Here is a 23,899-nt window from a genome sequence, read left to right as displayed (position 1 = left end):
AAATGCGCAGAAAACTGCGCGCGTTACATCGGCGGCGTGACGCCGTGTTCGCCGGCCGAAATGAAGTTGGCCGCCATCGAGCCGTCGGCTTCCTTGTGCGCGAACAGCACCACCTTGGCGCCCGGCACGAGTAACGCGCGGTCGCCCGGTTCGAGCGCGACGATCGGCACGTCCTGCGGAATCACGATCTTCTTCTCGCCGTCCTTGTACTTCACGGTGATCGTGCGGCCATTGCTGACCACCACCGAGCCGACCGTGCCGTTGGTCATCGAGCTGTTGGCGCCCAGATCCCACGGGCGATGGCCTTCACCGGAGCCGCGCATGCTGGCCGGGAAGACGTGCACTTCCAGCGCCTTCAGCGAGCCGTCGGGCTGCGGAATCGCCGCCGTGCCGACGTAGCTGTCCGGCTTGATGGCGTTGACGTCGGCAATCGTGACGCCGCGAATCGGCGTGTCCTTGGCCAGTTTGACGTCCACGTCGCGGCCGTCGCGGGTGTGTACCTTGAGCAGATCGCCCGACAGCGAGGTAACCGTCCCGCGCACGCCGGTCGGCGCGGCATTCTGTGCATGGGCAACGGGGCCGGCCGCGAACAGCGCGCCGGCAACAAGAGCGGGCGCGACCAGGGTGCGCAAAGTTTGGACTGCCTTGCCGGCTCGAACGGAAACGATCTTCATGAGAATGTCTCGGTGGTGGTGAATGCCGCTAGCGTAGACGCGCGATCGGCTCCATCAGGTGACGCGCGGATGACAAAAACGTCATGAACGGCGTGCCGCGCCCACGTAGAATGGTCGGCAGATTTATTTCCAGGGTTCGCGCGACAGCGCCAGGCATCATGAGCATTCTCGTCATCGAAGACGATCCGAAGACCGGCGACTACCTGAAAAAGGGCCTGCGCGAGAGCGGCTATGCGGTCGACCTTGCGCGCACCGGCACGGACGGCCTGCACATGGCGCTCGAAAACAGCTATGAACTGGTGGTGCTCGACGTGATGCTGCCCGGCATCGACGGCTGGGAAATCATGCGTGCGCTGCGCGCGCGGCGCGACCTGCCGGTCATCTTCCTGACCGCGCGCGACCACGTGAGCGATCGCATTCGCGGTCTCGAACTCGGCGCAGACGACTACCTCGTCAAGCCGTTTTCATTCACGGAACTGGTGCTGCGTATCCGCACGCTGTTGCGCCGCGGCGTGATCCGCGAAAGCGACGTGTTCGAAATCGCCGATCTCAAGCTCGACGTGCTGCGCCGCAAGGTCACGCGCGAAGGCGTCGAAATCCTGCTCACGAACAAGGAATTCATGCTGCTGCATCTGCTCGTGCGGCGGCAGGGCGAAGCGCTTTCGCGCACGCAGATCGCCTCGGAAGTGTGGGACATGAATTTCGACAGCGACACCAATGTCGTCGATGTCGCGATCAAGCGCCTGCGCGCCAAGGTCGATCATCCGTTCGAGAAGAAGCTGATCCATACGGTGCGCAGCATCGGCTACACCTTCGGCGACGGCTCATGAAGCTCTGGACGGAGCGCTCGCTGACGGCACGCACCACCGTGCTGTTCGCCAGCATTGCATGCGTGGTGATCGGTACGCTGGGCGCCTATTTCTACCATTCCGCGCAGGTGTCGCTGCGGCTTCGCGCCGACACGGTGCTCACCGGCCGTGTCGAACATTTCAGCCGGATCGTGCACGATCTCTACTCGGTCAGCGAGTTGAAGAACCGGCCGCTGCTGTTCGAGACCATGCTCGGCGCCGAGCAGGACGTGCTGATTTTCCGGCGTCCGGGCGAAACGCCTTTCGTCGACGTGAACCCCGGCAACATCGCGATTCCCACGTTGCCGGCGAACGGCACGGGACGCCTGCCGACGCTCGCCGATATACGCCAGACCCGTCTGCCGGACGGCGTGCCGGTGCACTGGGCCGTTGCCACCGCGAAAGCGCGCGAAGACGGCAGCGAAGTGGAAGTGATCGCCGCACATCCGATGACCCAGGAAATGCAGATGCTGGCGGCGTACCGCGATCGCATTCTGCTGGCCACCTTCGTGGGCATGCTGGCGGCCACGCTGCTCGCGTACTACGTGCTGCGGCGCGCATTGCGGCCGGTGCGCGAGATCGCCACGCGCGCCGCGCAGATCAGCCCGGCGAGCCTGTCGGTGCGGCTCGACAGCGAAGCCGCACCGGTGGAGTTGCGGCAGCTCACCAACGCCTTCAACGCCATGCTCGATCGTCTCGCCGAAGGCTATCAGCGTCTGTCGCAATTCGCCGCCGACCTCGCGCACGAAATCCGCACGCCCGTCGGCGCATTGATCGGGCAAACGCAGGTCACGCTCGCCAGATCGCGCGACGCCGACGAATACCAGCAACTGCTGGAATCGAACCTCGAAGAACTGAACCGCCTGAGCCGCATCGCCGAAAACATTCTGTTTCTGGCGCACGCGGATCACGCCACGCTGACCATCGAACGCGAACCGGTGGATCTGCATGGCGAACTCGTCAGGATTGCGGATTATTTCGAAGGCGTCGCCGACGAACGCGGCATGCGTTTCGACGTGCAGGCGTCGGGCGTGGCGCTGGTCGATCCGCTGCTATGCCGGCGCGCCATCAATAACCTGGTGGTGAATGCGGTGCGCTACGGCGCCGGCGACACGGTCGTGCGCCTGAGCGGCATACAGAACGACGACGGCGCGACAGTGGTGGTGGAGAACGACGGCACGCCGATTGCCTGCGACCAGATCGATCGCCTGTTCGACCGCTTCTATCGAACCGACTCGGCGCGCAGCGCGATCACCGAATCGAACGGGCTGGGGCTCGCCATCGTCAAGGCGATCATGCATCTGCACGGCGGCTCGGCGCACGTGGTCTGCCCGACGCCGGGCGTGGTGCGCTTCGAACTGCGCTTCCCGCGCGCGCCCAAAGCGGTTTGAACGACGCCGCCGGCCGCTATTCGTCGGCCGGGCCCGGCAACGGCTGGTTGGCGTAGTGCGCGCGCTTTTCCTCGTACATCAGCAGGTCGGCGCGCTGCACGCCGGCTTCGAGCCGGTCGCCACGCTGGCAGGTCGCTGCGCCCATCGAGAAGCTCAGTAGCGAGCCGGGATAGAACTGGTTGTTCATCTCCACCAGCTGACGGATCGCGTCCATCATCGCGGCGCCGCCGCGTTCGTCGGTGTCGGGCATCAGGATGGCGAATTCGTCGCCGCCGATGCGCGCGGCGTGGAACGGCGTCTCGGTGGCCTTGGACAGCACTTCGCCCGCGCGGCGCAGCAAGGCGTCTCCGGCAGCATGGCCGAGCTGATCGTTCACGCGTTTCAGGCCGTTCAGGTCGGCCATGATGATCGTGACCGGCCACGGCCCCTTGCGTTCGAGGCGGTTGAGTTCGTCCACGTAAAACGAGCGGTTGCGCAGTTTGGTCAGCACGTCGTGCTTGCCGAGAAACTCCAGATACGCTTCGGCTTTCTTGCGCGCGGTGATGTCCGTGAGCGCGACCAGCACCAGGTCCCAGCTGCTTTCGTGGCCGGGCAGCACCGAGAATTGCAGGTGCACGTGCACCTCGCTGCCGTCGAGCGAGTAGTTGAGCACTTCGCGCTGCTGGAACAGTTTGCCGTCCCACAGGTCGATCAGCTGCTCGCGAAAGTGCGGACGCATGTCGTCACGAAACACGTCCGGCAGCCGGGCGAGCAAGGTCTTCTTGTCTTTGGCGGCGAACATGTCGAGCGTGTGCTGATTCACGTCGAGCACGTGAATTTCCTGCATGCAACGCTCGACGAATTCCGGATGCACGTCGGTAAACACGCGGAAATCGCTGATGCCGGCGGCGCGCGCGTCGTCGAGCAGCCGCTTCACGGCGCTGAAATCTTCCACCCACAGCGACACCGGCGAGTGTTCGAAAAGACCGCGCACGTACTGCTCCGCCAGCGTGATGCGATGGCGCGCGCCTTCCAGTTCGGTAATGTCTTCGACCGACACCAGCACGCGATCCCAGCGCGCTTCGTGACCGGGCAGCACGCTGCCCTTGAGCAGCACGTCGAGGCGGCGGCCGCCGAGCGTGTAATTGACCGTGTGGCTGGTGAAGCGCGTGTTGCCCGCCCACAACTGGCAGAGTTCTTCGAGGTGCGTCTTGAGCATGTCGTCGCGGAACACGGCGGCGAGATTGCCGGTGAGCGCGTCGAAATCCGCCGCCTCGAACTGTTCGAGCGTCTTGCGATTCACCTTGATGACGCGAATGCTGTGCGCGCATTCGGCGACCCGCGCCGGATCTTCCGCGAACCATGCACGCAGATCGGTCACGCCCTGTGCCTGCCACTGCTCGAACAGCGCGCGAACGCCGCTGAAGTCTTCGAGCCAGAGCGAGACGGGCGCGAGTTCGAACATTTCGGAGTCGTCGCCCGAAGAGGCTTGCTTCGGGTCGTCGTTGGCGGGCGCCTGGCCGCGCGGGAGCATATCCAGCATGAGTGTCTCGGGGTCGGAGTTCCGGCTATTCTAAGCGGCTTCGCCGCGTCAGAAACAAAGCCACGAATCTCGGCCTGCCGGCAGGCCGCCCGCAGTCCGTTCGAGTCGCGTATTCAGCATGATAACGGCCCAATCGGGCAGCACTTTAGCGCGCCGCCCGCGCACGGCGGGCCGTCCGCGCCTGCCCGCAGCGCGTGCGCGGCAGCCTTGCTACACTCGTCGTTCGCTGCGGTTTTCCGTCACTGCTGAAAAGATACGCCACGTCATGAAACCCACCTTGTTGATGCTGATTTCACTGGACGACGCCAGCCGCGCCTCGATCAGTACCGTGTTCGAGATCGTCTATGCGCCCGACGCCGGGCAGCGCGCCGCCGCGATCGGCGAACACGGCGGTGCGATCCGCGCCGTGCTGACCAACGGCACGACCGGCATCACGGCGGACGAAATCGACCGCCTGCCGAAGCTCGAACTCATCAGCGCACTGGGCGCCGGTTATGAAAACCTCGCGTTGGAGCATGCCCGCGCGCGCGGGATCGTGCTGGTGAACGGCGCGGGCACCAACGATCATTGCGTGGCCGACCATGCGTTCGCGTTGCTGCTGGCCGTGGTGCGCGACATCCCGCAACTCGACCAGGCCACGCGCACAGGCGCCTGGCGCGACAATCTGCCGAAGCGGCCGAACGTGTCGGGCAAACGGCTCGGCATCGTCGGGCTGGGCAATATCGGCGAGAAAATCGCGCGGCGCGGCACCGGCTTCGAGATGGAGATCGGCTACCACAACCGCAAGCCGCGCGAAGGCTCGGCGCTGCGCTATTTCGACAGCGTGCAGGCGCTCGCGCAATGGTGCGACTTCCTGATGGTGGCCACGCCCGGCGGCGCCGGCACGCGTCACCTGATCGACGCCACGGTGCTCGAAGCGCTCGGGCCGAGCGGCTTCGTGGTCAACGTGTCGCGCGGCAGCGTGCTGGACACCGCAGCGCTCGCGCGTGCGCTCACGGCCGGCACGATAGCCGGTGCGGGTCTGGACGTGTACGAGGGCGAGCCGAAGCCGCCCGCCGACCTGATCGGGCTGCACAACGTCGTGTTGACGCCGCACGTGGGCGGCCGCTCGCCGGAGGCGATCACCGCTTCGGTCGACAACTTCATCGACAACGCGAAGCGGCATTTCGCGGGCGAGGCCGTCCTGACGCCGATCTGAGACGTCCTAACCGCACGCGCCGACGTCGCCGCACGACGTACAGAAGTCGCAGCCGTCCTTGCGAATCACGGCGTTGGCGCCGCACACGCCGCATTTGCGCCCAAGCATGGTCTGCAGGCCGGTGCTGCCGCCGGTCTGCGCCGATAGGGTTTCGTCACTCGTGCTGTCCATGTCGCCGTTGTCCGGATGCGCGCGGATGCCGAACTCCGCTGACAGCGGCTCGATCTTCATCTGGCCGCGCGGCAAGCGCGCCAGCGCGCGCGACGGCACCTGGTTGCCTTCGGCATCGAGAAAGCCGCGCCGATGCAGAATCTGCTGGATCGCGAAAGCCAGCGCCGCGACTTCCGAATCGTGCCAGCGCGGCGAGCGGTGGCCGTCGGGGCGTTGCACGTCGCCCAGCCGAACCTGGCCACGATCCCACGAAACCTTGCGCATGTCCTGCAGATTGCGCGCGACGAAGCCGCCGCGTGCCGCCAGCGACAGCGAGCGCATGGTCGCCGTGATCCATTGCTGCGATTCGTCGCGCTGACCGGTCGGAATGAAGAACTCGATGGGACGCTCGATCGTCACGTCTTCGCCGCCGAGCCGCCCCGTGACCTCGATGAAGGACACGGCCACGTAGAGCGACTTCTTGCCCGCCTGCGTCAGATACTCGACCTTCTCGATGATCGCGGGCAATTCGCCTTTCGGCCGATGGTCGATGGCGATGCGCAGCGGGTCCTGATCGGTCTCCGTGAGCGTGTCGTCCGTTTGCGCGGGCGGCGGGCTCACGCTCAACACCGCGCCGAGTGTTTCGTTCGGCCGATAGGTGGCGAGTCCCTTGAGGCCGCTCTTCCAGGCGTCGAAGTAAAGGCTTTCGAACGACTCGAACGGGTAATCGGCGGGCACGTTGACCGTTTTGGAAATCGACGTGTCGACGTAAGGCTGCACGGCGGCCATCATGTCGAGGTGATCGCGCGCCGACATTTGCAGGGCGCTCACGAAGTAGTCGGGCAGGTTCTTCACGTCGCCGCCGAGTTCGCGATAGAGGCGGTACGCGTAGTCTTCCACGTCGAACGATTCGCGGGCGCCGTCGGCCATCACCTTCATGCGCGTGTAGGTCCACGAGAAAGCCGGCTCGATGCCGTTCGACGCGTTGTCGGCGAAAGCGAGACTGACCGTGCCGGTCGGCGCAATGGAAAGCAGATGGCTGTTGCGGATGCCGTCGCGGCGAATCGCGGTCTTGATGTCGTCGGGCAGACGCGAGGCGAAGGTGCCGGCTTCGAGATAGCGTGCGGCGTCGAAGAGCGGAAAGGCGCCGCGTTCGCGCGCGAGTTCCACCGACGCGCGATACGCTTCATCGCGCATCAGCCGCGCGATGCGCACCGCAAAGTCGCGGCCTTCCTGCGAGTTGTAGCGCAAGCCGAGCATGACGAGCGTGTCGCCGAGACCGGTGAAGCCGACGCCGATACGCCGTTTCGCGCGCGACTCGTCGTATTGCTGTTGTAGCGGCCAGAGCGTGACGTCGAGGACGTTGTCGAGAAAACGCACCTGCGTGCGCGTGCGTTGCGCGAGGCCGTCCCAGTCGAACGACGGCTGGCGTCCCTGGGTTTGCGCGAACGGATCGAGCACGAAACGCGTGAGATTCAGCGGGCCGAGATTGCAGCAGCCGTACGCGGGCAACGGCTGTTCGCCGCACGGATTGGTGGCGCGAATGGTTTCGACGGCGCGCAGATTGTTGTCTTCGTTCATGCGCGAAATGAACACGATGCCGGGTTCGGCCACGTCGTAGGTGGAGCGCATGATGCGATCCCAGATCTCGCGCGCGGGCCGTTCGCTGTACACCCACATGCCGTCCTGGCGTTGCCGCACGTCGCCGGCCGCGCGCATCGCGGGCGATGGTTCGGCGCGATGCACCAGTTGCCAGGTGTCGTTCTCTTCGACCGCGCGCATGAATTCGTCGGTGACGCCCACCGATACGTTGAAGTTGTTCCAGCGTCCTTTCGAATGCTTGGCTTCGATGAATTCGAGCAGGTCGGGATGATTGCAGTCGAGCACGGCCATCTGCGCGCCGCGTCGCGAGCCGGCGCTTTCGACGGTGCGGCACGAAGCGTCGAAGACGTCCATGTAACTGCACGGTCCGGACGCCGCCGAACTGGTGGTGTGAACGCGCGCGCCTTTCGGACGGATAGCCGAGAAGTTATAGCCGACGCCGCCGCCGCGGCGCATGGTTTCGGCCGCCTGCAGCAAGGCGACGTAGATGCCCGGCAAACCCTGTTCGTCGACGCCCTGGATCGCGTCGCCGACCGGTTGCACGAAGCAGTTGATGAGGGTGGCCGCGATACCGGTGCCGGCCGCGCTCATGATGCGCCCGGCGCCGAGTGCGCCGTGGCGGAGGTTGTCGGCGAAGCGCGCTTCCACCGCTTCGCGCAACGCTTCCGGTTCGGCCTGCGCGACGCCGTGCGCCACACGCTGGTAGACGTCGTCGGCGCTTTGCTCGTCGCCTTTCGCGTATTTTTCCAGCAGGACGTCGAGGGAAAACTGCTGCGGCGCGACGAGTTGCTCGGGCACGCGGCTTGCCGGGGTGTCTTCTGCCATGGTTTCGCCTTTTGCTGTGCCGCAGAGCGGGCCGCGGCGCGGTGGAGTCTCGGCGACGCTGCGCCGGAGCGATGACTCACCTTAACGCACGCGGCGGAGGGCTGCAATCGCCTGGGTCGCTCCAGTTGCTTCCATCCGGCTGGCGACGAAGGCTGGCGACGAACGGGCGGCAGACAAAACAAAAACGGCGCCGGACAGAATCCGGCGCCGCTTCAGGCGTCTTGCATGGAAAACCGTTTTACGCTTCGGCGACCGCGTTCAGCAGGTCGGCGCAGATCATGGCAGCCGCGTTGGCCGGCGCGGGGCGCTCGGCGGGTTTGAAGACGGCGTCGCCGCGGCGGATCTTGCGGCGCGATACCGCGCAAGTGCCGGACGTATGCGCCGAGCGCCGACGCCAGCGTTGTTCGCCGTAATGACAGCGTCCCGGCTCGACCCAGCGGATCACCAGCGTCGTGTCGGAGCGCTCGAGAATTTCGATGCGTACGCCATGGGTCCCGTCAAGGGGGATGGACTCTAAGGTCATCGTAGTCGGCTCCGTATTGTGTGGTGTGCCGAATGTAGTCCCGTGCGCGTCAGAAGGCCATTGTGCCGCCGTTGAAAGACTGTTCCCGATTTAGCAATAATGAAACTTGACAATTGTTCGTGTACGAAACGACGGGGCTTCGCGGGAGATCGCCGACCCTTTTTTGCGATAGGGCGATTTTTTGCAACAGAGTGTTGTTCCCAGTGCGACGAGGGCTTTGCGCATAAAGGGCGCCGGCGCTTCCTTTAAGATGTGGTTATTGATGAGCGACCGGACAAGCGACTGGTGACGCCAGTGTAGCGGTTCTGATTTTTTCCGGTCGGCTCGCGCGCATTCGAACCGAAACAGACGAGGTCACATGATTTCACGCCCGCCGGTGCAGTCACCGGAATCGCAGAACCCGCCCGCCGTGTCCGATCGGCGCAAAAAGCAGAAAGCGGCTTCGCTCGTGCTGTATATCGGGCTGGTGCTGCTGGCGTTGTGGGTCGTTCGCGATTTCATCGCGGTGGTGGCGTGGGCGGGTGTCATCGCGATTGCGTTGTGGCCGTTGCTGCGCAAGGTGGAGGGCAACCGCTGGTTCACCGGCCGCACGACGCTGATCGCCGCGGCGCTGACGCTCGCCATCGCGCTGCTGGTGGTGCTGCCGGTCGGCATCGGTATCGCGCAGGCGTTGCGCGAGGCGCACGACCTCTCCGACTGGTTCAACGCCGCGCAGGAAAACGGCGTGCCGATGCCCGATTTTCTGCAGCATCTGCCGCTCGGCGCGCAACAGGTGTCGACGTGGTGGCAGGCCAATCTCGCGCAGCCGCTAAAAGGCTCCGCCGCGATGAAAGGACTGCACAGCACCACGTTCATGACGCTCGGCCGCCACTTCGGCGCGCGCGCGGCGCACGGCGTGATGGTGTTCGCCTTCATGCTGGTCACGCTGTTCGTGATCTTTCAGGCGGGACCGCGTCTATCCGGCGCGCTGACGAAGGGCATGCGGCGCGGCTTCGGCGAAGACGGCGCAAACCTGCTCGAACGGATGGCGGCGGCGGTGCGCGGCACGGTGTCGGGGCTGGTGGTGGTCGGTTTCGGCGAGGGCGTGCTGCTCGGCGTCGTGTACTTCATCTGCGGCTTGCCGCACGTCGCCTTGCTCGCACTGGTCACGGCAATCGCGGCGATGCTGCCGTTCTGCGCGCCGGTCGTGATCGGGCTGTCGGCTTTGTGGCTGTTTTCGCAGGGCTCGGTGGCCGCGGCCATCGGACTCGCGGTGGTCGGCGCGGTAGTGGTGTTCGTCGCGGAACACTTCGTCAGGCCGGTGCTGATCGGCAACTCGACCCGCCTGCCGTTTCTGCTGGTGCTGTTCGGCATTCTCGGCGGCGCGGAGACGTTCGGTTTGCTAGGCCTGTTCATCGGCCCGGCGCTGATGACCGTGCTGATGGTCTTGTGGACCGACCTCGTGGAATAGCGGTGCGCGTGGCTGCGTGAATGGTCACGTGAGTCTCGGCATGAACCTCGGCACGAGCGTCCGCGACCATGCCGACGTGACCGGGCGGCTTAGCGCTCCTGGTCGCGCAGCGGCTGTTTGACGCAGCCGAGTGTGTATTTCAGCGCCGCGGGCAGCAGTGCGCTCCACACGTCCCACGTATGCGCGCCGTCGATGATGCGCAGCGCCGCCGGATTGCCCGCCAGCCGGAGATGCGTATAGAGCAGGGAAGCGTCAGCCTGGATCGCGAGGTCGTCGTCGCCGGCGGCAATGAACATGGGTAGCCGATACGGCCGGCTCATGTAGCGATCCCACTGCGCCGGATAGTTCAGCGCGTGCCAGACACGCGGATCGAACTGACGGTCGCCGAATACGCCCACGCGACGCGCAGCCGACGCGTACGGCGGCTCGTTGGCATAGATCGCGGGACTCAGCAGCAGCGCGCCGCAAAAGAGTTCGGGCTGCGTCAGCGCGTAACGCAGGGCGCCGAAGCCGCCCATCGACACGCCGCCGATCATCCGCCCGCTACGCTGGTTAGCGACCGCATAACGCGCCTCGATCTCCGGCATCAGATCCTCGAAGAACGCCGTTTCCATCCTTTCCTTGCGATCCACGTACCAGTCGGTGCCGCCTTGCGGCATCACGATGGCGACCGGCGGCATTTCCTTGCGCTCGATCAGCGTGTCGGCGGCGCTTTGCAGATGGCCTTGCGTCAGCCAGTCGTTGGCGTCGCCGTTATTGCCGTGCAGAAGATAGAGCACGGGGATGCGCGCGGCGTCGGCGCGGTAGCCGGTAGGCAGATAGATCGTGTAGGACCAGTCGCGGCCCAGTGCATCCGAATGGAAGCTGCGACTCACGACCTTACTGGCCATGGCCGGTGCGCTGACAGCGACGCAAAGCGCAAGGAGTGCGGATTGTAGGAATGAACGCATGTGAAAGTAAGAGGCCGTCGCGCAGATTGCGAGCGGCCGTCATGCTATCAGGATCGGCGGGGAAAATCGGCAGTGGATGAAGCGTGTTGCCGCGTGTTGCAGCGTCGTTCGGCGGGCGGCGGGTCGCGCCGAGCCGGTCATGCGTGGCTCGGTTGCGGCGTGCACGATAGGGTGCGCGCCGCACCGGGCGCCACGCTCATGGCCAGGTTCTGAGGCTCGACGTCGCGAGGCGGGTTGCCAGACGTTTGAGCGGCTCGGACGCCATGGCGACGGCGAACAGCGCGCCCACGGCGACGGCGTCCGCGATCAGGCCGAGCGGATAGTTCAGGTAACCGTCGGTGGCCCAGTACAGCACGGAATCGACCACCAGCGAAATCACCGCGCCGGCGATAAAGCACAGCAAGCCCTTGCGGCCGATTTCGCCCACCCACGGCAGCCGTTGCGCGAGCTTGCGCGCCCAGCCAAGCTGGATCAGATTGGCGACGAGCCATGCGATTGCGAGGAAATTCACGGCGCGCAGGTAGGACAGGTTCTGCTTGAACGACGGATCGAGCGGCGCGTGTTCGATGAACAGCTTGTAATAGCCCGCGCCGGCGACCACGGCGAGCGCGAGCGCGCTCACGAGCCAGCCGAACCGGTGCGCGCTGACACGTTGATAAACCGGCTGGCAACGCGCCAGCACGCCGAGCACGAACAGCAGTTGCCAGGCGAACGGGTTGAAGTCCCAATGCATGTCCGGCGCGGCGGGAAGATAGGCGACGATGGCCGGCGCGCCCGCCCACAATGCGACGCTGCCGGCCAGCAGCAGCCAGGGCTTGCTGCGCGCGAGCGGCAGGATCATCGGCACGAGCAGCGCGAAGAAGGCGTACATCGGCAGCACCGAAGCGAGGTACGGCTGACGGCGGAACAGCAGGATGTCGCGCAGGGCGGCGAGCGGCGCGTCCATCAGGTCGTCGAGGTCGGTGGTGGCGAGATTCGGGCCGTCGATGCTGAAAGCCGTGAGCACGGCGCTGACCAGCAGCATCAACGCGGCGGTGACGAGGAACGCCCGGTAGATTTCCAGCGACCGGCGCAGGAAGCGGCTGCGCGCGGTCGCCTCGCTGCGGCGCTCGGCGAGCGCCGCGTAGGCGGTGGCCGTGGCAAAACCGCCCAGGAACACGAAGACCTCGGCGGCATCGCACAACGCGTAGGCGTGCAGCGTGACGCGCGACAGAATGCTGCCGCCGATGTGATCGACCACGATAATCAGAAGGACCAGCCCGCGAAAAAAATCGAGCTCGACCAGGCGGGATTGCGACTTTTGCATAAAGTAGCGCCAAAAAGCAGCCACGTGCGACGGCGCGCTGGTTCAGCGCGGCAAACGTCTCACGAAGCTTTTGAAATTGGAATGGGGTGCTGCGGCGGGAGGCCTTGCCGTCGAGGTCCGCGTAGCGGGCGTTCGATCCGGCAAGGTCAACCCGAGCCGCTTGGAATCGGACCGCGAGGCGCGATTGCAGGGGGCACTTAAAATGACCTGTCCAGCGACGCGGAGTTCCGCCGCGCCGCCGCGAAAAGCCTGCGATTATATTTCTTTCTGTGACAATTCCGCTCGCAATCACGCAGAGCCGGGCGGGATATAACGGCCGGGCGCTTCAGTCCCGGCGCGGCGGCGCCGTTTACCTCAATATCCGCGGCGGCAAAAGTGGCTGTCGTACGCAGTGGAGATTTCGCAACGTTTTAAGATATCGCACGATCCCGCAATGGACGGGCGGCTAACGGCGTGTGAGGATTTCCTCAAGGCGGGTCGGGGTTCAGCAGTACAGTGAGAGCGTCGGAAGAAACGCGGTCGGATCGAGTTGTCCTGTTACTCGAGTGCAGGGAGATCTTCATGAACAAGCAAGTGTTCGCGCTGGCTGTCTCCACCGCTTTGTCCGCTCCCTCGCTCGCCATGCTGCTCGGTTTGTGTTCGGCATCCGCTTCCGCGCAGACCAGCGTGACGCTCTACGGCGTGATCGACGAAGGCATCAATTACACCAACAACGTGGGCCGCGGCCATGTGTATGAACTGGCGAGCGGTGACGCGCAGGGCAGCCGCTGGGGCCTGAAAGGCGCCGAAGAACTGGGCGGCGGCCTCAAAGCGATCTTCCAGCTCGAAAACGGTTTCGACGTCAGTTCCGGGCGCTTCAACCAGGGCGGCCGCCTGTTCGGCCGTCAGGCATTCGTGGGTCTGAGCGCGGACTCGTTCGGCTCGCTCACCTTCGGCCGGCAATACGATTCGGTGGTCGATTATCTGGCGCAGACCACGGCCAACGGCGCGTGGGGCGGCGAACTGTTCTCCCATCCCTATGACAACGACAACACCGACAACACGTTCCGCCTCGATAACGCGGTGAAATACACCAGCCCGTCGTTGTCCGGCTTCCAGTTTGGTGGCACCTACAGCTTCAGCAACGACACCAATTTCGCCAACAATCGCGCTTACAGCCTCGGCGGACAATACGGCTATGGCGGACTGCTGGTGGCGGCCGCCTATCTGCAAGGCAATAATCCGGGCAATGGCGCCAATGGCGCGATTACCGCGAACGACGCCAGTTTCATTGCCGCGCGCATGCGTGTGTTCGGCGGCGGCATTATCTATAACTTCGGCCAGGCGACGGCAGGTTTCGTTTATACCAACTCGAATTATCTCGATCCGAGCGCCAATGGTTATCTGGGTATTACGCCGCTGGTTCCGCCCGGCGTGCTGTTGAATTCGTTGAAGTATCAGAATTTCGAGGTGAACGGCAAATACCAGATCACGCCGATGCTGTTCGTCGGCGCGCAATATGTGTACACCATGGAAACCTATGACGCGTCCAATGGCGGCGTCAAACCGAAAATCCACTCGTTTGGCTTGATGGCGGATTACAACCTGTCCAAACGGACCGACGTCTATATTCAAGGCGAATATCAGCAGGTCACTGGAGATTCGACTTATTCGATTCTGGACGACGCATTCACGCCCGGGACGCAGTCACCGTCGTCGACATCGAAACAGGTCGTGGTGCGGGCGGCAATCCGTCATAAATTCTGACGGCATCTTTTGGCGGAAATAACAGCGGGATCGGTAAATAAAAAACGCCCGGCATTCGATGAAATGCCGGGCGTTTTTTTGTGCTGTCTGGAAATGCCAGTTCAAGCTAGTTGATGACGTAATTCTGAATCAGGATGCCGATAATCACACCGGCCGGAATGCCGAACGTTCTGCCGCGAATCGTGGCGCCCAGGTCTTCGTCGAGAATGAAACTGCAACGGCGCTCGCGCCAGATGGTTTTATAAGCCAGCGGTCTCGTTTCGACAATGACGAGCGACACCAGCACCGTCACGATGACCTGTTGCAGCGCATGCAGTTTCGCGACGAAGGGTGAAAAATCGCCGGCATTGCAAAGCGCGACCATGACGGCTGCCGCGACCAGCGCGCCGAAGAAGAATCCGGCCATGAATCGGCTGGCTGTACTGAGAGAATCCACTTGAACCCCAAACCACCACCGGCCGCGCAGGCCGATGAAGTAAAAATATGCTGACGGAAAAAGACGGTTCCCTTTGAACGGCGCATGGCGCGCGAGCGGCAAAGCGGTTTCAAAAGGAGGCGTCAGCATATTTTTTTGACGTTCTTCAACATATCGTCCGTTTCCGAACGCCAGACGGGATCAGTCTGAAAAAGACCGATGGCAGAGTGCGCAACCAACGCATCAGGCGCAACTATCGCAAATAAGCCGACACGTTCAGCCCGCAAACAGATTCAGCGCGGCGTACTGCAACAGCATGATCGTCTTCCCATCGACGATCTCGCCGCGCTCGATCATCAAGAGCGCGTCGGCGAGCGGCAACTCCAGCACTTCGATGTCCTCGCCTTCGTCCGCGAGACCGCCGCCCGCGCCGATCTTCGCCTGCGCATCGTATTCGGCGACGAAAAAGTGCAGCTTCTCCGTCACCGAGCCGGGGCTCATGAACGCCTCGAACACCTTGCGCACGTCGTGCACGCGGTAGCCGGTTTCCTCTTCGACCTCCGCGCGAATGCGCGCCTCCGGCGACGCGGCCTCCAGCAACCCCGCGGGCGTTTCGATCAGCATGCCGTGATGACCGTTCACGAATGCGGGCATTCTGAATTGCCGCGTCAGGACGACGGTGCGCGCGCGCAAATCGTAGAGCAGCAGGGTCGCGCCGTTGCCGCGGTCGTAGGTTTCGCGGCTCTGGCGCTGCCAGCTGCCGTCGGCGCGCTGGAAATCGAAGGTGGTCTTTTTCAGCACGTACCAGTCGTCCGACAGAACTTCCACGTCGACGATTCTGACTCGCTCGGCGGTTTCGTTGATGGCTTGCATGCTCACCTCATCGCTGGTGGGAAAGCGGCTGCTGCCGCGTAAGATTATGGTATCGTGCAGATTCGTGCAAAAACAAGTGATTTCGTGCAATCGACGGAAAAACGCCATGCCACACCATCCACGTACAAGGAACTCGCCGTGCTCACGTCGCAAAGAAAGCAGCTGATCCTCGACGCGCTCCAGCGCGACGGACAGGTCATCGCCAAAAATCTGAGTGCCGAGTTCGATGTGTCGGAAGACACCGTGCGTCGTGACCTGCGCGAACTGGCAGCGGAAGGGCGCTTGCAGCGCGTTCATGGCGGCGCGCTGCCGTCGTCGCCCGCGGCCGCGGATCTGGCCGGCCGCGAGCGGATCGAGCCGGCGTCGAAGGCGGCCATCGGGCGGGCGGCGGCCGCCATGATCGCGCCCGGCCAGATCGCCTTCGTGGATGGCGGCACGACGGCCGTGCAACTGGTGCGCCATTTGCCGCTGGATCTGCGCGCCACCATCGTCACGCACAGTCCGGTGGTGGCGGTCGAACTCGCGGCCTATCGCGACATCGAGGTCATCGTGATCGGCGGACGTCTGTTCCGGCATTCGATGGTCAATGTCGGCGCCGCCGCCATCGAAGCCCTGAGCCACATCCGCGCCGATCTGTACTTCATGGGCGTAACCGGCGTGCATCCGCAGGCCGGCCTGAGCACCGGCGATATGGAGGAGGCCTACGTAAAACGTGCGCTCGTCGAACACGCGGCCGAAACCATCGTGCTGGCGTCGGCGGAGAAGCTCAACGCGGCGTCGGCGTACCGGATCGCGGATCTCGCCGCGGTCAGCACGATCGTCGTCGAGCGCGAAACGCCCGCTGCGCTGACCGCGCCGTTCGAAGCGCTGGGCGTGGCCATTTCGCGCGCCTGACGAGGCGCTGCGCCATCAGTGCGCAGTCACTCTGCGTGGCCGGAGAATCCACAAAATCGCTATAAACAGGCGGTATATAGCGATTCATACCCGATCCGTTATTTACGAGATAGCTGACCAAATTTGACTCACGTCAAAGCGAAACAGCGCGATAATCCGGCCCCTTGTCCGCTGCAGGACATGGAAAGGGCAACTCACGGCAGTTCAAGGTAGATCAGATCGACTGGGGCCGCGCCGAAGTCATGGCAGCCGCACGTCGCCGGTAAGCGCGGACGCTTGCAAGGTCCGCGATTCGAACACCTCCCTCGTGGTGACAGATGCTCCGCGGTCGTGCCTCGACCGTCGCGCGCGCGTGCCCGCGAGCGGGCATGACGTCGATCGCCACCTCCCGCTGCCGTCCCGCTGGAAAAGTTTTCCTGCGGGCGGGTTGCCGTCGTGCTCAATAAAGGAGAAGTCCGTGGAGAAGTCCATGGGGAAACTCGACCTGTCGCGTCGTAGTTTTCTGAAGGCCAGCGTAGTTGCGGGTGTGTCGGTGTATATCGCACCGATGGGCAGCCGCGCGTTTGCTGCGTTGTTCGAAGAAAAGATTCTTACGCCGGTTCAGTGGGACGCCGCCAACGGTCAGGCGAAATTCCGTATCGACGGCATCGCCAAGGTGACGGGCTCGAAAGTGTTCGCGCGCGACATCCGCGCCGCCGACATGCCGCACTGGCCGCAACAGCAGGCGCACGCCTTCATCCTGCGCACGACGCAGGCCGACCGCAGCTACGAAGGCTTCGACCTCTCGCTGCTCGGCGACGAACTGCAACCCGATCGCGTCGTCACCGCCGCCGATCTCGCGCGCGACGGTCTGATCTTTCCGGCCTTCTACGGCGACGACATGCTGCTGCCGCCGGGCAAGACGCCGGCCTATCTCGGCCAGGCAGTCGCCATCCTGATCTATCACGATTTCGCGCGCTTCCGTTTCGCGAAAGACAAGCTCAAGTTTCAGGATCGGGTGATTCGCTACGGCGCGCAGACCGGGCCGCTCGAACGCGATCCGTGGGGCACGTTCCGCTTCGTGCGCGTCGGCGGCAAGACGCCGTACGACGACGACACGTTCTCCAGTCTGAAAGACGCGCCGGTTTTCCCGAGCATGATGCGCAAGCATCAACCGGTGTGGCCGGACGGCGTCGAGCACGGCAAGCTCGACGAGCAGGGCATGTTCCATGCCGCGCGCATCCAGCAGGAACTGGATCAGCCGTCGGCGGACTGGCTCGTGATGGCACGCGAGTACAACACGCAGTCGATCGACACGGCCGCGCTCGAACCCGACAACGCCAATTGCTGGTACGACGCCGCGACGCAATCGCTGCACATGGTCGTGCCCACCCAGGCACCGCAGGAGGTGGTGGAAAGCGCCGCGGGCATGGTCGCGAAATGCGCGTTCCCGGTGAAGCATCTGTTCATGCACCCGTGCTACACGGTCGGCTATGGATCGAAAGACCACTTCAACGTGCCGTTCTACGGTCTGGTTTGCGCCATGTACTCGGACGGCCGTCCGGTGCGACTCGCCAACGATCGCTACGAGCAGTTCCAGACCTCGCTCAAGCGCCACGCGTTCAAGATGAATTACCGTATCGCCGTGGACAAAAACACGGGTCTGCTGCAGTCGTTCAAGGCGGAAATGGAAGCGAACGGCGGCGGCCGCTGCAACTTTTCGCCGTCGGTGGCGATGGTCGGCGCGACCGCGGCACAGTCGATCTACTACTTCCCGAAGAACGATCTGTCGGCGGTGGCGGTTGCGTCGCGCGCGATCGACGCAGGCTCGGCGCGCGGCTACGGCACGCTGCAAAGCATGGCCGCGACCGAGATGATGATCGACGAAATCGCCGCGCAACTGAAGATCGATCCGATCGACTTTCGCCTGAAAAACGCGCTGCGTTCGGGCATGAAGAACACGCAGGGTGCGGTGCCCGCCGGCGCGATTCGCGTCGACGATGTGCTGCAGAAAGCGAAGCGGCATCCGCTGTGGCTGAACCGCGCGAAACGCAAGGCCGAGTTCGAAGCCGCGCATCCGGGCAAGCGCTACGGCGTCGGTTTTGCATGCGTGCAGAAAGACTTCGGCACGGGCGCGGAAACCTCGTTCGCGAAGGTCGAGTTCACGGCCGACGGCAAGATCAGCTTGCAGCACACGGCCGCCGAAATCGGCACCGGCATGTCGACCTCGCAGGCCGTTGCCGTGGCGAAGTGGCTCGGCAAGCCCGCGACCGACGTCCACGTGGCGATCACCGACTGGCCCGATCTGCCGGTCGTGACGAGCGGCGATCCGTACATGATGTCGCAGGCCGACCAGGACAGGCTGGCCGCGAATCCGCGCTGGTCGCCGGGCTATGCGTCGCCGTCGAGCGCGACGAATTCGGCGTTCTATTTCACGCACAGCACGCGTGAAGCGGCGCGCGTGGTGTTCGCGCACGGTCTGTGGCCGGCGGCCATGTCGATCTGGAGCCAGGGCACGGGCGGCGGTCAGGCCGCGCCGCTGGTGGTGCGTATCGAAGACGCGCGCTGGGTCGACGGCAAGCTTTCCGCGGCCGGACTCGAAGCGCTGCCGTTCGAACAGCTCGCGAAGAAGGCGCACGAACTCGGTCTGGTGATCGGCGCGACCGTGCACGTCTTCAACCGCTGGCAATGGACGCAGGCCGACTTCGAGATCGACGGCAGTGTCGAGCGTTTGCCGCTCGACGGTCTGGCCGTGCGTTACGGCGACAACGCAGCCGCCGACAAAAAGAAGCTGCAGACCACGCCGAACCAGTACCGCGTGCTCGATCGCCAGCGCGTGTTCATTCCGCCGGTTCAGCGCAACAACGCGGCGGTCACGTATTACAGCGCGGTCGGCACGCTGGTCGAACTGTCGGTGCACGAGGCGAGCGGCAAGGTCGAATTGCTCACGCATCACTCCATCATGGAATGCGGCAACCAGATTTCGCCGCAACTCGTGTCCGGCCAGTTGCAGGGCGGCCTTGCCATGGGTATCGGCCACGCGTTGCACGAATATCTGCCGCTTTACGAAGACGGCCCCGGCAACGGCACCTGGAACTTCAACCGCTACCACCTGCCGCGCGCCACCGACGTCGCCGTCTGGACCCAGACCGGCGAAGTGCTGCCGCCGCTCACCGAAACCGACCCGCCCAAGGGCATTGCCGAAGTGGTGATGATCCCCGTGGTCGGCGCGATCGTGAACGGCATCGCGCACGCGACCGGCCATCGTTTCACGGATCTGCCGGTCACCCCGCAACGTATTCAGGAGGTGCTCGCATGACGCGCCCAAATCAGACTTCCGCCAACGCCGAAGCCGCGCTTGTTGCCAGCACGACCGCAAGCGCGACCGCTACGCAGGCCGCTTCCAGCACGAGCGCGGCGGCGGCCGCCGTCGAGCGTCCGTTGACGCACTTTCGCACCTTGCCGGTCACCATCAAGGTGAACGGCGAACTGGTCGGCCCGACCGAGGTGCCGGCCGGCATGATGATGATCGACTATCTGCACGAGTACCTGCATCTGACCGGTTCGCGGCTCGGCTGCGGTCAGGGCATCTGCCATGCGTGCGTGGTGATCGTCGACAAACCCGACGGCACCAGCGAAGAAGTGCGGACGTGCATTACCGGCGCGAACTTCTTCCACGGCAAAACCATTCGCACGATCGAAGGACATGCGCAACGCAACGAAGCGGGCGAGGTCGTGGCGCTGTCGCCGATCCAGCAGAAGTTTCTCGAGCACTTCAGCTTTCAGTGCGGCTACTGCACACCCGGCTTCGTCAACGCGGCCACGGTGCTGATCGAGCGCTTGCATCGTCAACCGGTTGCGTATGCGAAGGTCGAGGAAACGATCACCGAAGCGCTCAACGATCACATCTGCCGCTGCACGGGTTACGTGCGCTATTACGAGGCCGTGCGGGAAGTCGTTCTGAGCACGCCGGGTCTCGTCAAGGACGCGCCGAAAGACGCGCTGAAGAACGCTGCCGCGAGGAGCGCCGCATGACGGGCCGCTCGATGAACCTGCGACGCGTGCTACTGCTCGGCGCCGTCGCCGCGCTGGGTGCGCTCGGCGCGTGCAGCCGGCACGACGACACGGCCACCGCCATGGCGGCAGCAGCGGCGCTCGGGCCGCAGTCCACCGCGGCCGATCCGCTCGCGCGCGGCCGTTATCTCGTCAAGGCCGCCGACTGCGCCGCCTGTCACACCACCGCGGACGGCGCACCGTTCGCGGGCGGCGTGAAGCTCGCTTCGCCGTTCGGCACCTTCTACGGCACCAACATTACGCCGGACAAGCAGCACGGCATCGGCAACTGGAGCGCGGACGATCTCTACAAGGCGTTGCACGATGGCGTCACGCCGGAGAAAAACCTGTATCCGGCCATGCCGTACACGTCGTACCGTCAGCTGTCGCGCGCCGACAGCGATGCGATCTACGCGTATCTGATGGCACAGAAGCCGGCGGCGGTGGCGAATCGCGAGCCCGAGTTGTCGTTCCCGTTCAACATGCGTTTCAGCGTGCGCTTCTGGAACTGGATGTTCCTTCAGGATGCGTTGCCGGATGCGTCGAATGTGCAATCGCCGGCCACGGCGGCGCAATGGAATCGTGGCCGCTATCTGGTGAATGCGCTCGGCCACTGCGCGGAATGTCATACGCCGCGCGGCAAGTTCGGTCAGCTCGACGGCGCCAGGGCGTTGAACGGCTCGGCGCTCGGCCGCGTCGCGGCGCCGGACATCACGCCGCACGGACTCGCGTCGCGCGGCTGGAACGCCGCCGATCTGCAGACGTTCTTCGCAACCGGTATCGCGCCGCAAGGCTCGGCCTTCGGCGAAATGTATCCGGTGGTGCATCTGAGCAGCCAGTACATGAGCCGCGACGACCTCGCTGCGATGTCGACGTATCTGCTCGGCGATCCGCCGCCGCCATCTCAAGCGCAAGCGCAAAAGCCGGCGCTCGACACGGCCTCCGCCGATGCCGCGCAACTGGAAGCCGGGCGCAATCTGTATCTCGCGGTCTGCGCGGGTTGCCACAGTGCAGGCGGCGAGGGCAAGCCGCACGTCGCGGTGCCGATGAGCGGCAACTCGACCGTACGTCAGGGCGACCCGCACAACCTGATCGTGGCCATGCTCGACGGTATCGGCGCGCAGGATTTCCCTGGCCTCGAACGGATGCAGGAGATGCCCGGCTTCGCCTCGCAACTGAGCGACACCGAACTCGCGCAACTCGCCAACTATCTGCGCGCGACGTGGGGCGCTCAGCCGGCCGACGTGACGCCGGACACGGTGAAAGCGCTGCGGCAATGACAGCCAGGTGAACGAGGTACTGGCGCAAGTTGCTCGCCGTAGTTTGCTCGCCTCATCATGCAAAAAGCCGGCACCGTCGAGGTGCCGGTTTTTTTATGCGCGGACGCTCGATGCAGCTCGACGAGCGACGCTCACAGAGTCTCATGCACGCGCGCTTCGCATGCCGACGCACGATGTCCCCACGCTTCATGCACCCACTGAACTCTCGCGCAAAGGTCTGCTCAAACGGTCTCGCGACGCCGTCGCTGGCGACGAACGTCGTGTCTGCCAATAGACCCGATCGATTTCCCTCCAGGGAGCTTTCATGAGTAATCGCGCGACGCTAATTCTTCCGCATCACAGCTACGTTCACTCGCTGGGCGCGCCGCTGGCCTGCGTGCAAGGCACCATCAGCAAGGTATTTGCAAGCCCGGAAAATCACAACGGCGCCAATCATCAGCATCTCGTCGTCAAGATCGACAAGGTATTGAAATTCGAAGGCGGCACCGGCGATCTGACCGGCACGGAGGTGTTCATCGCCGTGCGTTTCGGCGACAACGAAGGTCTGGCCCACGAGATTCCCGGCCTGCAGGCAGGCCAGCCGATCGAAGCGCAAGGCGAGTACATCCCCGAAGCCAGCGCCTATCCGACCGAAGACAACCAGAACCCGGTTCTGCCCGTGCTCCATTTCACGCATCATCCGGTCGGCTACATCCGGTATCAGGGGCAGTACTACAGCTAGTTCCCAGCGGCGAGCCGGGTGACGTTCCGCCTGGTTCGCCTGTCATCGCGCATGGCGGCGCACCGCCGCGCATTCTTCCGCATCCTCCTGCGTCATCCCACATCTTCCTTGTCCATCGTCCGGCCGCGGATTCAAGTTCTGGCGGCGGCGTGCCGTTAAAGCAAACGTTGTCGTGGGCTCGGTGCGACCGGCGCCGCGGCGACGGACACGGTACGTAAGTCTTGTATCAGAGTGTGTGAAGCGCGGCGTTTTTTGTGAAGCGCACTTTACAATTCCGCACGAAATTTAATCCATGGTCTGCTTCATTTTTCGCGATGCCCGGCGCTTTGCATGGCTGGTTGGCTCCGGATGAACAGACTGAACGGCAGGGCACGGGTGAGCGCCGTAACGAGGCGGACTCGCCGTGCCGCCAGGACAGCAGCGCAGCAACGACTGCGCGCGTCCTTGCGGCGAAGCGGCACCCGGCTCGCCCAAGAACAAGGCAGGAGTCGAAGATGGCGGGAAAACGTTTCGACAGAACGATGATGGCCAGTCTGGCCGGCGCATGGGTTGCGCTGGCCGTCAGCGGTTGTGCGAATGTCGGGCAGCAGAATGCAGGCGCGGTCGGCGCGCCCGGTGGTCCGGTTGCCGCGTCGACGGGAGCGGTCGCTCCGTCGGCCACGGCGTCGATCGATATGGCGGGCGGCGCGCTGGTCAAGCCGGCCGCGAGCGCGAGTGCGCCGCTGAAGAAATCACCGCCGCTGGTGTACCGGGTCAAGCGCGGCGACTCGCTGGCGCGGATCGCTCAGCATCATCATTGCAGCGTCAAGCAGTTGCAGGCGTGGAACGGCCTGAAAAGCTCATCGCACCTGAAGTTGGGTCAGGTGTTGCACGTCGCCTCGCCGGAAACGGTGCGCGCGGTGAACGCCGCGAATGCGGCCGCAGCGGCTTCGGCAAAGACGGCTGCGGCGGCTGCGGCAACGCAAGCGTTCGCGCAGACAGCGACGCAATCCTCGACCCAAACATCAAACCCGGCATCGACCCAAACCTCGGCATCCGCGCCGCAATCCGCCGCGCCCGACCCCGCCGAAGCACGCGAAGTCGCGCAGCAAACCATGCGGCACGCCAACGGCGTCGCGCTGGCCTGGCCGGCCGGCGGCAGCGTCGTCGAGGCGTTCCAGCCCGGTGAAACGCGTGGTATCGAAATCGGCGGCAAGCCGGGCGATCCAGTGCGCGCCGCCGCCGACGGCAAGGTGATGTACGCCGGAACCGGTCTGAACGGCTACGGCAGTCTCATCATCGTGCAGCACAACAAAGACTTCCTGACCGCCTATTCGCACAACCGCAAGCTGCTCGTGAAGATCGGCGACATCGTGCGTCAGGGGCAGCAGATTGCCGAGATGGGAGACGCGAACAACTCGCGCGTGTCGGTGGGTTTCGAGCTTCGTCATGACGGCAAGCCGATCGATCCGATGCCGTATCTGCCGCAAGGGCGCGGCTAGTTTTCCGGGCACGGCGGC

19 protein-coding genes are annotated in these 23,899 nt (G+C 64.3%); 11 read left to right on the top strand and 8 right to left on the bottom strand.

The annotated features are described in order from the left end of the window. Positions 1 to 23 precede the first annotated feature (23 nt). A complete protein-coding gene (locus tag P3T18_RS33730; protein ID WP_429304313.1) occupies positions 24 to 674 on the bottom strand; it encodes a hypothetical protein in 651 nt (216 codons plus the stop codon). A gap of 158 nt (positions 675 to 832) precedes the next feature. On the opposite strand from P3T18_RS33730, the gene P3T18_RS33725 reads away from it, so the two are divergent. Beyond that, positions 833 to 1,504: a heavy metal response regulator transcription factor gene (locus tag P3T18_RS33725; RefSeq protein WP_429304312.1), complete on the top strand. Its 672-nt coding sequence runs from the start codon at positions 833 to 835 to the stop codon at positions 1,502 to 1,504. Continuing rightward, on the top strand, positions 1,501 to 2,913 hold the full coding sequence (locus tag P3T18_RS33720) for a heavy metal sensor histidine kinase (protein ID WP_429304311.1): 1,413 nt from the start codon (positions 1,501 to 1,503) through the stop codon (positions 2,911 to 2,913). The genes P3T18_RS33725 and P3T18_RS33720 overlap by 4 nt, the downstream gene beginning before the upstream one ends. Before the next feature lie 16 nt (positions 2,914 to 2,929). On the opposite strand, the gene P3T18_RS33715 is transcribed toward P3T18_RS33720, so the two are convergent. Then, positions 2,930 to 4,435 carry a diguanylate cyclase domain-containing protein gene (locus P3T18_RS33715; RefSeq protein ID WP_429304310.1) on the bottom strand — a complete coding sequence of 502 codons (1,506 nt, stop codon included), beginning with the start codon at positions 4,433 to 4,435 and terminating at the stop codon, positions 2,930 to 2,932. 265 nt (positions 4,436 to 4,700) lie between these two features. On the opposite strand from P3T18_RS33715, the gene P3T18_RS33710 reads away from it, so the two are divergent. After that, positions 4,701 to 5,633: a 2-hydroxyacid dehydrogenase gene (locus tag P3T18_RS33710; RefSeq protein ID WP_429304309.1), complete on the top strand. Its 933-nt coding sequence runs from the start codon at positions 4,701 to 4,703 to the stop codon at positions 5,631 to 5,633. A 6-nt stretch (positions 5,634 to 5,639) separates the two neighbouring features. On the opposite strand, the gene P3T18_RS33705 is transcribed toward P3T18_RS33710, so the two are convergent. Further along, positions 5,640 to 8,210: an adenosylcobalamin-dependent ribonucleoside-diphosphate reductase gene (locus P3T18_RS33705; RefSeq protein WP_429304308.1), complete on the bottom strand. Its 2,571-nt coding sequence runs from the start codon at positions 8,208 to 8,210 to the stop codon at positions 5,640 to 5,642. A gap of 238 nt (positions 8,211 to 8,448) precedes the next feature. Next, positions 8,449 to 8,733 (bottom strand): DUF3331 domain-containing protein, encoded by a 285-nt coding sequence (locus P3T18_RS33700; protein ID WP_429304307.1) that lies wholly within the window; start codon positions 8,731 to 8,733, stop codon positions 8,449 to 8,451. 358 nt (positions 8,734 to 9,091) lie between these two features. On the opposite strand from P3T18_RS33700, the gene P3T18_RS33695 reads away from it, so the two are divergent. Further along, positions 9,092 to 10,183 carry an AI-2E family transporter gene (locus tag P3T18_RS33695; RefSeq protein ID WP_429304306.1) on the top strand — a complete coding sequence of 364 codons (1,092 nt, stop codon included), beginning with the start codon at positions 9,092 to 9,094 and terminating at the stop codon, positions 10,181 to 10,183. An 89-nt stretch (positions 10,184 to 10,272) separates the two neighbouring features. On the opposite strand, the gene P3T18_RS33690 is transcribed toward P3T18_RS33695, so the two are convergent. Together P3T18_RS33690 and P3T18_RS33685 are read right to left on the bottom strand one after the other, a co-directional pair. Then, the gene (locus tag P3T18_RS33690) at positions 10,273 to 11,133 is read right to left on the bottom strand and encodes an alpha/beta hydrolase (RefSeq protein WP_429304305.1); all 861 of its coding nucleotides are present in this window, start codon (positions 11,131 to 11,133) and stop codon (positions 10,273 to 10,275) included. Positions 11,134 to 11,329: 196 nt separating this feature from the next. Continuing rightward, positions 11,330 to 12,439, bottom strand: coding sequence for an OpgC domain-containing protein (locus tag P3T18_RS33685; protein ID WP_429304304.1), 1,110 nt, complete (start codon positions 12,437 to 12,439; stop codon positions 11,330 to 11,332). Between the two features lie 561 nt (positions 12,440 to 13,000). Here P3T18_RS33685 and P3T18_RS33680 point away from each other — a divergent pair. Next, positions 13,001 to 14,185 (top strand): porin, encoded by a 1,185-nt coding sequence (locus P3T18_RS33680; protein WP_429304303.1) that lies wholly within the window; start codon positions 13,001 to 13,003, stop codon positions 14,183 to 14,185. Between the two features lie 106 nt (positions 14,186 to 14,291). Here the strand turns inward: P3T18_RS33680 and P3T18_RS33675 are convergent, their stop codons facing one another. Then, a complete protein-coding gene (locus P3T18_RS33675; RefSeq protein ID WP_429304302.1) occupies positions 14,292 to 14,723 on the bottom strand; it encodes a hypothetical protein in 432 nt (143 codons plus the stop codon). Positions 14,724 to 14,876: 153 nt separating this feature from the next. Then, a complete protein-coding gene (locus P3T18_RS33670; protein WP_429304452.1) occupies positions 14,877 to 15,464 on the bottom strand; it encodes an NUDIX domain-containing protein in 588 nt (195 codons plus the stop codon). Positions 15,465 to 15,611: 147 nt separating this feature from the next. Here P3T18_RS33670 and P3T18_RS33665 point away from each other — a divergent pair, with 147 nt between their 5' ends. The 6 genes from P3T18_RS33665 (at position 15,612) to P3T18_RS33640 (ending at position 23,881) form a co-directional block, all read left to right on the top strand. Continuing rightward, positions 15,612 to 16,367, top strand: coding sequence for a DeoR/GlpR family DNA-binding transcription regulator (locus tag P3T18_RS33665; protein ID WP_429304451.1), 756 nt, complete (start codon positions 15,612 to 15,614; stop codon positions 16,365 to 16,367). 469 nt (positions 16,368 to 16,836) lie between these two features. Then, a complete protein-coding gene (locus P3T18_RS33660) occupies positions 16,837 to 19,665 on the top strand; it encodes a xanthine dehydrogenase family protein molybdopterin-binding subunit (RefSeq protein WP_429304450.1) in 2,829 nt (942 codons plus the stop codon). Next, complete coding sequence (locus P3T18_RS33655) at positions 19,662 to 20,381, top strand: (2Fe-2S)-binding protein (RefSeq protein ID WP_429304301.1); 720 nt, start codon at positions 19,662 to 19,664, stop codon at positions 20,379 to 20,381. Before P3T18_RS33660 ends, P3T18_RS33655 begins: the two co-directional genes overlap by 4 nt. Continuing rightward, entirely contained in the window at positions 20,378 to 21,679 is a 1,302-nt protein-coding gene (locus tag P3T18_RS33650) for a c-type cytochrome (protein ID WP_429304300.1), read from the top strand. Before P3T18_RS33655 ends, P3T18_RS33650 begins: the two co-directional genes overlap by 4 nt. A 304-nt stretch (positions 21,680 to 21,983) precedes the next feature. Beyond that, on the top strand, positions 21,984 to 22,400 hold the full coding sequence (locus P3T18_RS33645) for a hypothetical protein (protein WP_429304299.1): 417 nt from the start codon (positions 21,984 to 21,986) through the stop codon (positions 22,398 to 22,400). 494 nt (positions 22,401 to 22,894) lie between these two features. Further along, positions 22,895 to 23,881 carry a peptidoglycan DD-metalloendopeptidase family protein gene (locus P3T18_RS33640; RefSeq protein ID WP_429304298.1) on the top strand — a complete coding sequence of 329 codons (987 nt, stop codon included), beginning with the start codon at positions 22,895 to 22,897 and terminating at the stop codon, positions 23,879 to 23,881. Positions 23,882 to 23,899: the final 18 nt, after the last annotated feature.

The organism is Paraburkholderia sp. GAS199 (genome assembly GCF_050436585.1).
GTDB lineage: Bacteria > Pseudomonadota > Gammaproteobacteria > Burkholderiales > Burkholderiaceae > Paraburkholderia.
The sequence above is the reverse complement of the archived record's forward strand: the minus strand, read 5'-3'. Positions and strand labels throughout refer to the sequence as shown.

Coding starts and splice junctions, on each gene's coding strand:
- P3T18_RS33710 (WP_429304309.1), top strand. CDS start 4,701: ATGAAACCCACCTTGTTGATGCTGATTTCACTGGACGACGCCAGCCGC.
- P3T18_RS33715 (WP_429304310.1), bottom strand. CDS start 4,435: ATGCTGGATATGCTCCCGCGCGGCCAGGCGCCCGCCAACGACGACCCG.
- P3T18_RS33655 (WP_429304301.1), top strand. CDS start 19,662: ATGACGCGCCCAAATCAGACTTCCGCCAACGCCGAAGCCGCGCTTGTT.
- P3T18_RS33725 (WP_429304312.1), top strand. CDS start 833: ATGAGCATTCTCGTCATCGAAGACGATCCGAAGACCGGCGACTACCTG.
- P3T18_RS33650 (WP_429304300.1), top strand. CDS start 20,378: ATGACGGGCCGCTCGATGAACCTGCGACGCGTGCTACTGCTCGGCGCC.
- P3T18_RS33695 (WP_429304306.1), top strand. CDS start 9,092: ATGATTTCACGCCCGCCGGTGCAGTCACCGGAATCGCAGAACCCGCCC.
- P3T18_RS33660 (WP_429304450.1), top strand. CDS start 16,837: ATGGGGAAACTCGACCTGTCGCGTCGTAGTTTTCTGAAGGCCAGCGTA.
- P3T18_RS33680 (WP_429304303.1), top strand. CDS start 13,001: ATGAACAAGCAAGTGTTCGCGCTGGCTGTCTCCACCGCTTTGTCCGCT.
- P3T18_RS33700 (WP_429304307.1), bottom strand. CDS start 8,733: ATGACCTTAGAGTCCATCCCCCTTGACGGGACCCATGGCGTACGCATC.
- P3T18_RS33690 (WP_429304305.1), bottom strand. CDS start 11,133: ATGCGTTCATTCCTACAATCCGCACTCCTTGCGCTTTGCGTCGCTGTC.
- P3T18_RS33640 (WP_429304298.1), top strand. CDS start 22,895: ATGGCGGGAAAACGTTTCGACAGAACGATGATGGCCAGTCTGGCCGGC.
- P3T18_RS33705 (WP_429304308.1), bottom strand. CDS start 8,210: ATGGCAGAAGACACCCCGGCAAGCCGCGTGCCCGAGCAACTCGTCGCG.
- P3T18_RS33730 (WP_429304313.1), bottom strand. CDS start 674: ATGAAGATCGTTTCCGTTCGAGCCGGCAAGGCAGTCCAAACTTTGCGC.
- P3T18_RS33645 (WP_429304299.1), top strand. CDS start 21,984: ATGAGTAATCGCGCGACGCTAATTCTTCCGCATCACAGCTACGTTCAC.
- P3T18_RS33720 (WP_429304311.1), top strand. CDS start 1,501: ATGAAGCTCTGGACGGAGCGCTCGCTGACGGCACGCACCACCGTGCTG.
- P3T18_RS33685 (WP_429304304.1), bottom strand. CDS start 12,439: ATGCAAAAGTCGCAATCCCGCCTGGTCGAGCTCGATTTTTTTCGCGGG.